This window comes from Amycolatopsis sp. WAC 04197 (assembly GCF_003947475.1).
Classification (GTDB): Bacteria; Actinomycetota; Actinomycetes; order Mycobacteriales; family Pseudonocardiaceae; genus Amycolatopsis; species Amycolatopsis japonica.
In genome coordinates, this window is sequence record NZ_QHJK01000019.1 from 75,196 (window position 1) to 84,660 (window position 9,465).

Annotated in this window: 10 protein-coding genes; 7 read left to right on the top strand and 3 right to left on the bottom strand. The window is 67.7% G+C overall.

Annotation, left to right across the window (positions count from 1 at the left end; all coding sequences use genetic code 11):
* Positions 1–307 precede the first annotated feature (307 nt).
* Positions 308–1,312: a glucose-6-phosphate dehydrogenase (coenzyme-F420) gene (gene fgd, locus DMC64_RS42425; RefSeq protein ID WP_034319550.1), complete on the top strand. Its 1,005-nt coding sequence runs from the start codon at positions 308–310 to the stop codon at positions 1,310–1,312.
* A 48-nt stretch (positions 1,313–1,360) separates the two neighbouring features.
* Here the strand turns inward: fgd and DMC64_RS42430 are convergent, their stop codons facing one another.
* Complete coding sequence (locus tag DMC64_RS42430) at positions 1,361–1,774, bottom strand: SsgA family sporulation/cell division regulator (protein WP_038515280.1); 414 nt, start codon at positions 1,772–1,774, stop codon at positions 1,361–1,363.
* A 364-nt stretch (positions 1,775–2,138) separates the two neighbouring features.
* Here DMC64_RS42430 and DMC64_RS42875 point away from each other — a divergent pair, with 364 nt between their 5' ends.
* The 6 genes from DMC64_RS42875 (at position 2,139) to kstD (ending at position 7,293) form a co-directional block, all read left to right on the top strand.
* Positions 2,139–2,300, top strand: coding sequence for a hypothetical protein (locus DMC64_RS42875; protein ID WP_158634329.1), 162 nt, complete (start codon positions 2,139–2,141; stop codon positions 2,298–2,300).
* Positions 2,301–2,310: 10 nt separating this feature from the next.
* Complete coding sequence (locus DMC64_RS42435) at positions 2,311–3,234, top strand: tetratricopeptide repeat protein (RefSeq protein ID WP_125738224.1); 924 nt, start codon at positions 2,311–2,313, stop codon at positions 3,232–3,234.
* Positions 3,235–3,294: 60 nt separating this feature from the next.
* Positions 3,295–3,801, top strand: coding sequence for a helix-turn-helix domain-containing protein (locus DMC64_RS42440; RefSeq protein ID WP_125738210.1), 507 nt, complete (start codon positions 3,295–3,297; stop codon positions 3,799–3,801).
* Between the two features lie 56 nt (positions 3,802–3,857).
* Positions 3,858–4,376, top strand: a complete 519-nt coding sequence (locus tag DMC64_RS42445; RefSeq protein ID WP_125738211.1) for an SRPBCC family protein — start codon at positions 3,858–3,860, stop codon at positions 4,374–4,376.
* Positions 4,376–5,413: an LLM class flavin-dependent oxidoreductase gene (locus DMC64_RS42450; RefSeq protein ID WP_125738212.1), complete on the top strand. Its 1,038-nt coding sequence runs from the start codon at positions 4,376–4,378 to the stop codon at positions 5,411–5,413. Before DMC64_RS42445 ends, DMC64_RS42450 begins: the two co-directional genes overlap by 1 nt.
* A 131-nt stretch (positions 5,414–5,544) precedes the next feature.
* Entirely contained in the window at positions 5,545–7,293 is a 1,749-nt protein-coding gene (gene kstD / locus DMC64_RS42455) for a 3-oxosteroid 1-dehydrogenase (protein WP_125738213.1), read from the top strand.
* A 4-nt stretch (positions 7,294–7,297) separates the two neighbouring features.
* On the opposite strand, the gene DMC64_RS42460 is transcribed toward kstD, so the two are convergent.
* Together DMC64_RS42460 and DMC64_RS42465 are read right to left on the bottom strand one after the other, a co-directional pair.
* Entirely contained in the window at positions 7,298–8,593 is a 1,296-nt protein-coding gene (locus DMC64_RS42460; protein WP_233630005.1) for a pentapeptide repeat-containing protein, read from the bottom strand.
* 81 nt (positions 8,594–8,674) lie between these two features.
* Positions 8,675–9,166: a DUF1772 domain-containing protein gene (locus DMC64_RS42465; protein WP_125738214.1), complete on the bottom strand. Its 492-nt coding sequence runs from the start codon at positions 9,164–9,166 to the stop codon at positions 8,675–8,677.
* Positions 9,167–9,465: the final 299 nt, after the last annotated feature.

Sequence of the window (9,465 nt, forward strand, 5' to 3'; positions counted from 1 at the left end):
AGCGGGCACAAGCCGAGGGCCGGCGGTATTCCGGTCCGCCTCCTGGCACGTGGCGGGCAGCGTGGGGGTTCGACTCCCCGATCACAACTCCGCCCAGCACGGCGCACAGGTGACGGCGCAAACGGCACAGTTCATCACCACGTGCCGGTCCCGGAGGGTGAGGGCGGGTACGGGGCCTTTCCACGCATTCCCGGTGTCACAGTGGTGTTCCCGACACTCTTCACCCAGCCGAGGCATGGGCGCGGCTGATCGACTCTGTGCCAAGGTGAAGAGCGGAACAACCCAAGAGTCCAGGTGGTGACCCCGGATGGCACTGAAGATCGGTTACAAGGCGTCGGCCGAGCAGTTCGGCCCGCGCGACCTCGTCGAGTACTCCGTGCTCGCCGAGCAGGTGGGGCTGGACAGCGTGATGGTCAGCGACCATTTCCAGCCCTGGCGGCATCAGGGCGGGCACGCGCCGTTCTCCTTCGCATGGATGGCGGCGGTCGGCGAGCGCACCGAACGGGTGGTCCTCGGCACCAGCGTGCTGACCGCGACCTTCCGCTACAACCCGGCCGTCGTCGCGCAGGCGTTCGGCACGCTCGGCAGCCTGTACCCGGGCCGTGTGCTGCTCGGCGTCGGCAGCGGTGAGGCCCTCAACGAGGTCGCGGTCGCCCGTATCGAGTGGCCCGCGTTCAAGGAGCGGTTCGCGCGGCTGCGCGAGGCGATCGAGCTGATGCGCAAACTGTGGTCCGAAGAGCGCGTCACGTTCGAGGGCGAGTACTTCCAGACCACCGACGCCACCGTGTACGACCGGCCCGAGGGCGGGGTGCCGATCTACATCGCGGCCGGCGGCCCGGTCATGGCGAAGTACGTCGGCAAGCAGGGTGACGGTTTCATCTGCACCAGCGGCAAGGGGATGGAGCTCTACACCGAGAAGCTGCTGCCCGCGGTCGCGGAAGGCGCGGAGCAGGTGGGCCGCAGCACCGGCGACATCGACAAGATGATCGAGATCAAGCTGTCCTACGACCCGGATCCGGCGCAGGCGCTGGAGAACACCCGGTTCTGGGCGCCGCTCTCGCTGACACCGGAGCAGAAGGCGGGTATCGAGGACCCGGCCGAAATGGAGAAGGCCGCGGACGCGCTGCCGATCGAGCAGGTCGCCCGCCGCTGGATCGTGACCTCCGACCCGGCCGACGCGGTCGAGCAGATCAAGCCGTACGTCGAGGCGGGCTTCAACCACCTCGTCTTCCACGGTCCCGGCCACGACCAGGAGCGGTTCCTGCGGTCGTTCTCCGAGCAGGTCGTCCCGGGGCTGCGCGAACTCGCCTGACCCGATGTTCGGCGGGCGGCACCGCGCGAGCGGTGCCGCCACCGGCCCTCAGGACTCGGTGACGAGCTTGCCGATCTCCTGGTCGAAGTCGAACCATTCCGGTTCGGATCCGGCGGGCACGACGTCGTAGGTGCGGTCGAGGAATTCGGCCAGCTCCTGCGCCGGGGCTTCGAGCACCGCGCAGCCGTCGGGCGCGCTGAGCGCGAAAATCACGATCGAGGTGTCGTCGGCCGGGCTGATGATCACGTCGCCCTCACCCGATGGAGTGAGCAGTCCGTCCGCGAGGAGATCACGGCCGAACATCCAGCGGACCGTCCCGCCGCCCGAGTGGTAGGCCACCACGACGGCATAGGGGTCTTCGGGGTCGTATTCGAGATCGGCCTGGACGGGGAGCGGGTCCGCACCGAAAGTGCGCAGGCCGAAGACGATCGTCCCCCGGATGAGGTCGCTTTCCTTGTCCAACGCTTCAGCCCCTTACGTTCGGTTGCTGTTGATCTTCAGCTATTGATAACGCAATGTGAAGCCTTTTCGTGACCCGAGTTGACAAGGTTCACACGTTCGGCTGAGAGCTGCGTCTCACGTGCTCACGGACGGTTCCCGGCGGGCACGTGCGGTGAGCGGCCGGAAAGGCGATCAGCCGTGCAAAAGAAAGAGACTTCGCACGTGCATATTCCGGTGAATGAGAATAGCCAACCATTCGGCGGAGTGAATCGCTATTCCCCGTGGTTAACATCATTGTGCGTCGTTCGCGTATTCCAGGAGATCGACGTGGCTCCGTCCTGGACCCCGGCGAGCACGGTCGTTGAGGATAGGGAAAGGAGCGGTAATGGGCGTACGCATCACCGTCGCCATTCCCAGGCAGGACGCCGGGCAGCGGAACACGGTTCACGGGCCGCGCGGCCGGGTGATCCCGACGTCCGCGCCGCCTTCGCCGGGTGTGGCGACCGCGCCGGCGGTGCCCCGCGTGCGGGAGCGTCGCCGTGATTGAGCGGCTCCCGATGCGGGTCGGGCAGGCCGACATCGACCGGCTCGAAGGTGTCATCGGAGCACTTCGGGCACGCGACTACCGGGAAGGCGGCGGATCCTGCCGGGAACTGCTGCGCGTGCTGGAGCCATACGGCGCCGCGCTGCGGCGCGGGATGATGTCCGAGCCGCTGGCCAGGCGGCTGGCGGGCGTGGTCGCCGATCTGCACAACCTCAGGGGCTGGACGGAATTCGACTCCGGCCGCCCCGTGCGCGCTGAGCGGCACTTCCGCCGTGCGCTCGAACTCGCGACGGAGGCAGGCGCCGACGATCTCCTCGCCAACATCCGTTACCGGCTCGGCCGGATGTATCTGCATCACCGCACGCCGGCGGAGGCGCTGGAGCAATTCCGGCAGGGTCAGGTCGCGGCGCGCCGCGGGGGACGGCCGCTGTCGCAGGCGATCCTGTCGGCGAACGAGGCGTGGGCCTACGCGCTGCTCGGTGACGTCCGCCAAGCGCTGGACAAGCTTTCCCTTGCCCCGGAACAATTCGCGGACTCCGTCGGGGACGCCGTGCCCTCGTGGTCGGCCTTCTTCACGGCCAACGACCTGGCCGCGATGATCGGCACGGTGCGCACCGAACTCGCCAGGCTCGTCGACCTCCGCCATTGCCGGGAGGCGATTCCCGCGCTCACCGAGGCCATCGACGGCTACGGCCCGGACATGATGCGCAGCCGGTCGCTGACGATGATCTGGCTCGCCGTCGACCATGCCCTGGAGGGTGACATGGACCGGGCCGCGGAGGTCGGTCTCGCCGCGATGGAGATCGCGGACGGGATCCGTTCCGCGCGGACGCGAGATCGTTTGAAGCCCCTGTCGGAAAGCGTGCGGAAGCGAGTCGGCGATATTAATGCGCGAGATATTCTTGACCGGATCGCAACATTTCGAGTCAGTGCCTGAGCGCCGGGGAATAGGTGGAGGAATGACCGGATCAATTTCACCGGGCGTAGGCTCGCGGGTATGAAACGGACTTCGTTCGCGCAATGGCCGTGTTCGATCGCGCGCACCATGGACCTGCTCGGTGACTGGTGGACGCCGCTGGTCCTGCGCGAGGCGTTCTACGGGATCCGCCGGTTCGACGAGTTCCAGCAGGAGCTCGGCATCGCGCGGAACACCCTGGCCGACCGGCTGCGCCGCCTGGTCGGGGAGGGATTGCTGGAAAAGCGTGCCTACCAGGCCGACCCGGTCCGTTACGACTACGTCCTGACCGAGAAGGGCACGGATTTCTACGGTGTGCTCGCCGCGATGTCGCGCTGGGGCGACCGCTGGCTCTCCGGGGAGGCCGGGCCGCCCGTCACCCTGCATCACGAGACCTGCGGGCAGGACACGCACGCGGAGGTCGTCTGCGCGCACTGCGCCGGGCCGTTGACCGGGGAGAACACCCGGGCCCGGCTCGGCCCCGGGTACCCGCCGAAGCTCGCGGACCGACCCGACGTGGTGCGCCGCTTCGCCGCGCAGGAGGCTTGACAACGTAAGTCCATCTACGCAACTATCGAGGTCACGAGCATGGGAGGCGGGCCACGATGGAGTGGACGGGCGCCAAGTACGCCGACAAGCCGACGGTCGAGGTCGAGGCGTGGGTCGACGCCGCCCCGGAACGGGTCTGGTCGATCGTCTCCGACGTACGCCTGATGCCCGAGATGAGCCAGGAGCTCCAGGCCGCGGAATGGTGTGACGGCGAGGAAGGCGCGGCCGCGGTCGGCAGGCGGTTCGTCGGCCGCAGCAAGCACGACGCGCTCGGGGAATGGGAGACCACGTCGCACGTCGTCGAATGCGACGAGCCGCGCGTGTTCACCTGGGCCGTGCACGACGCCGAGACGCCCACGGCGCTGTGGCGCTTCACGCTGGAACCCGAGAACGGCGGGACGAAACTCCGGCAATGGATGCAGCTGGGGCCGGGCCGGTCGGGTCTCTCCCTGGCCATCGACCAGATGCCGGACAAAGAGGAGAAGATCGTCTTCGTCCGGCTGCGCGAGTTCGAGAAGGCGATGACCGGGGCCCTCGCCGCGATCAAGGAGCGGGCCGAGGCGGGCGGCGCGTGATGCGGACGGCGACCACGGTCGAGGCTTCCCGTGGCCCGCGGGAGACGCTGGATTTCGTGCTGGAGGCGGAAAAGCTCGGCCTCGACGACTGCTGGGTCGCCGAGGCGTGGGGATCGGACGCGCCGTCCGTGCTCGGCTACCTCGCGGCGCGGACGGAGCGGATCCGGCTCGGCTCGGGCATCATCCAGCTCGGTACCCGGACCCCGGTGGCGATCGCGCAGGCCGCGTTGACGCTTTCGGAGCTGTCCGAGGGCCGGTTCGTGCTCGGGCTCGGCGCTTCGGGGCCGCAGGTGATCGAGGGGCTCCACGGCGTTCCGTTTGCCCGGCCGCTGACCCGGATGCGGGAAACGGTCGCGATCATCCGCCAGGCGTTCGCCGGAGAGAAGATCGCGTTCTCCGGCAAGGAGTTCGAGATCCCGCTGCCGGGCGAGAGCAGGCCGATGCGGCTGTCGACGGCGCCGAATCCGGACATCCCGATCCATCTGGCCACGCTTTCGCCGAAGCTGCTGGAGCTGACCGGGGAGATCGCGGACGGCTGGCTGGGGACCAGTTTCGTGCCGGAAGGGGCGCAGGCCTACTTCTCGCCTCTCGACGCCGGTCTCGCCAAGGCGGGCCGGACGCGGGCGGACCTCGAAGTCTGCCAAGGCGCCGAAGTCGCGTTCGCCAGGGATGAGGACGAGCTGCGCGGGATGGTCGCGAGCCGCAAGGCCGAACTCGCGTTCAGTCTCGGCGGGATGGGCTCGGCGAAGACGAACTTCTACAACAACGCCTACAGCAGGCAAGGCTGGGCCGAGGCCGCCGCGGCGGTGCGGGAGCGCTGGCAGACGGGTGACCGGGAAGGCGCGGCCGCGCTGGTGACCGACGAGATGGTGCTCGGCACGACGCTGATCGGCACCGAACCGATGGTGGCGCGACGCCTGCGGGTCTGGCGGGACGCCGGCGTCGGCACGGTCCGGCTGTATCCGGCGGGCGAGACGGTCGCCGACCGGCTCACCACCCTGGGGCGCGCGCTGGACCTGGTCCGGGCGCTGGGCTGAATGCCCGCGCCGGTTGAGGTGACCGGCCGAGCGCGGCGGTCGCCGCCTGCTCCAAGCGGGTAGAACTTGTTTCACTTTTGCCGCCGGCTGGAGAACATGACCTCGCTCGATCCCCCACGCGAGGAGGATTCATGGGTCCCGATCTCCGCCTGTCCCGTCGTCAGGTCCTGCGCGGCACCGGGCTCGCGCTCGCTTCGGGATTGCCGTTGGCGGGGACGGCATCGGCGGGCTCGGCGGTGGTCGGCGAGTACGACGTCGTCGTGGTCGGCGCGGGCGCGGCGGGGATGACCGCCGCGTTGACGGCGGCCAAGCGGGGGCTCAGCTGCGTGGTGCTGGAGAAGGCGGCGAAATTCGGCGGTTCGGCCGCCCGGTCGGGAGCGGGGATCTGGATCCCGTGCAACCCGGTACTGGCGCAGGCCGGCGTTCGCGACACGCCGGAGCAGGCCGCGCGGTATCTGTCCGCCGTGGTCGGTCCGTCGATCCCCGTCTCGCGGCAGGAAGCGTTCCTCGCCAATGGTCCGGCGATGCTGTCCTTCGTGATGGCCAACAGCCCGCTGCGGTTCCGGTGGATGGAGGGCTACAGCGACTACTACCCGGAACTGCCCGGCGGGATGCCGGACGGCCGCTCGATCGAACCCGACCAGCTGGACGGGAACATCCTCGGCCCCGAACTGGCCAACCTGAACCCGCCCTATCTCGCCACGCCCGCGGGGATGGTCGTCTTCAGCGCGGACTACAAATGGCTCGCGCTGGCCGCGGTCAACCCGAAGGGCGCCGCGGTGGCGGCCGCCTGCCTCGCCCGCGGCACGGCCGCCGCGCTCGCCGGGCAGAAACCGCTCACCATGGGGCAATCGCTGGCCGCGGGACTGCGGGCCGGGTTGCAGCGCGCCGGTGTCCCGGTCTGGCTGAACACGCCGCTGACCGATCTCGTCATCGAGAACGGGAAGGTCACCGGCGTGACCGTCGCGGCGGGTGTGGTGAAGGCGCGGCGAGGTGTCATCGTCGGCTCCGGCGGGTTCGAGCACAACGCCGCCATGCGGGCCGAGTACCAGCGCCAGCCGATCGGTACACAATGGACTGTCGGCACGCGGTCGAACACCGGCGACGGGATCCTGGCCGGAAAACGCGCCGGGGCGGCACTGGACCTGATGGACGACGCTTGGTGGGGGCCGGCGATCCCGCTACCCGGCGAACCGTACTTCTGTCTCGCCGAACGGACCCTCCCCGGCGGATTGATGGTGGACGCGGCGGGCAAGCGGTTCGTCAACGAAGCGGCGCCGTACAGCGACGTCGTGCACACGATGTACGACCGGAACCCGACGTCGCCCACCATTCCCGCATGGTTGATCGTCGATCAGCACTACCGCAACCGGTATCTCTTCCGCGACGTCGCGCCGCTGCTGCCGCTTCCCGACGAGTGGTACTCGGCGGGCGCGGTCAAGAAGGCATGGACCGTGGAGTCCCTCGGCACCGCGATCGGCGTGCCGTCGCAGGCGCTGCGCGCCACCGTCAACCGGTTCGACGGGCAGGCGCTGTCCGGTGTGGACAGTGACTTTCATCGGGGTGACAGCGCTTACGACCATTACTACACCGATCCGTACGTCTTGCCGAACTCGTGCCTCGCCCCGCTCTGGGAACCGCCCTTCTACGCGTTCAAGATCGTGCCGGGCGACCTCGGTACCAAGGGCGGCATGCGCACCGACGCGCGGGCGCGGGTGCTGCGGGCGGACGGTTCGGTCATCCCCGGGCTGTACGCCGCCGGGAACGCGAGCGCGGCGGTGATGGGCAACAGTTACGCGGGCGCGGGGTCGACGATCGGGCCGGCGATGACCTTCGGGTACGTCGCGGCGAACGACCTCGCCGATCAGGCTGCGAGCTGACAGGTCACTCGTCTTCGAACGGCTTGTGTGGTTGAAGTTGTGCGGGAAGAAAGGGAACACCGTCCAAGGTGGAGTCGGTGAACCTGATGTCACCGCTGAACGTTGCGCCGTCGAACGTGGTGTAGCTGCTGAAGGTCACTTGGTTGAACCAGGCGTCACCCGCGAACGCGGCTTCGGTGAAGTAGGACCGGTGTGCGAACGTCACACCGGGCAGGTAGGCGTCTTCGAAGAACGTGGCGTCATCGAAGGTCGCGCTGTCGACAAAGGTGGCTTTGCTGAACACCACGCTGCCGGTGAACGTCGTGTTCGTGAACCGTGCCTCGCGCAAGAACGAGGCGGCGCGAAAGGTGGCGGTTCCTTTGAAAGTGGCCGCATCGAATCTGGCCATGGCCTCGAAGGTCGCCTGATCGAACCGGACGTTGCCGGTGAACCGTGCGTCCGAGAACCATGAGTCACCAGTGAACGTGACGCCGTCGAACCTGGTTTCCCCGTCGAAGTGGATGCCTATCAGCAAAGTGTCGCCGCAGAACCGGGCGTTCGAAAAGCGGGCGTTGTTGAGCCTGCAGTCGCGGAACATGACGTCGATCAGCAGCGCGCCGCTGAGATCCAGGTCGATGTCCGGCCAGAACCTCTTCCCATCCTGGTAGTTCGGGTCGAGATGGTCGGCAAGGATGCGCTGGGCCGTCGTTCGTACCTCACGTTCTTGAATGTCACTTCGGTATTCGTCGTGGACTTCCTTCTCGGCGCCAGTCTCGGGAGGCTTGTCGGGTAGTTCGTAGGGCATGCGTAGATAGGCGCTGATCACATTGACGATCATCTGACGCTGTGAGGGATTGTCCTGCGCCAGGCGATCCAGAGCGTACAACCCGGCCAGCCGGACGGGTGCTTTGTCCGATCCCAGTTGCTCGACCGCCTTCAGGTACAGGTCGCTGATCCGCCGCTCCGCGGCATCGTGGCGAGCATCGTCATTGGCCCGCTCGCGTAGTTGAAGGTCATGACGTTTGGTGAGAAGGTCCTGCTCCGCGGTCTGCTGGCGCCGGGCGGCCAGGAGCAGTGCGATGGCGCCGCCCGCGCCGAGCACGATGGTGCCGACGGTGCGCACACCCTCCAGGCGGGCTTTGTCGGCGTCGGTTCCCTTTCCGTAGAGAACGAACAGCACCCAGCAGGCTGTGATGGAGAAGGCGAGTAGAAGTCCGGCGCACAGGGCGATGGTGCGATTCGACAAGGTCCGGTGTTTTCCGTTGGAGAGTGAGGTAGGCCGGGCTCTGGGCTTCTCCGGAGGGTGCGAATCGTCGACCATCGAACCATGATCGCAGTGTGGGAGAGGGTTTCGAATCTGGCGAATACGTGACAGCGCCGCGCGGACTGGCCTTTCGACGGGCTAGCGCGTCTGGGCTAAGGCAGGGGCTGGGAGCTTGAGCCGTGAGACGACGATGACGAGCGCGAAAGCGGCGAGGGCCGCGACGGTCCGGGTGGCGTTGTAGGTCTCCCAGCGGTCGAGGATCGCCGCGTGGTCGGCGGGTGCCGTGGTGACCGCCCAGACCTTGATCCGGCCGTTGATCGGGACGTTGCCGAAGCGGGTGACCAGGAACGAGGTCACGACTAGGGCTGCGGCCACACCGGCCAGCCACCGGGGCCGCCCTCGGCTCAGCAGGGCGAGCGCGAGGGAGCTGATCGCCGCGAGCGCCATCGCGGTCTGCATGACGACGCCGTTCCGCTGCATCAGCGCCGTGTGGAAGGTCAACCGCACGTCGAGCGGGACGACGTCGAACGTGGCGGCGACGTTGACCGCGCCGTAGCCGAACGCCCCCGCGAGCAGTCCCGTCGACAGGATCGCGACGCCGGTGACGAGATCCGACCTGAACTTTGACATGGTGTCAAAGGTAGTGGAGGCGGGTAAGTCTGACAACGTGTCGGAGTTAGCGCGGGTGGGCGTCGGTACAGGTGGTCGAGCGAGCGCGTCGCCGAGACCCTCATGCTGTCCAAAAAGGACATCTTTCGAGACCAAGGCGTCCGATTTGAGTACTTTGTGCAGTGTTGCCCTGGGGTCGTGAGTGGCAATGGTCGTTCTAACCCTCTGTGCTGTTTCAGGACCTCACGGACAGATGTGTTTCAGGACTTGTCGGACAGTTTGTTGTTGAGTGGTTGGTAGCGTACTGCTCGGTTGAGGGT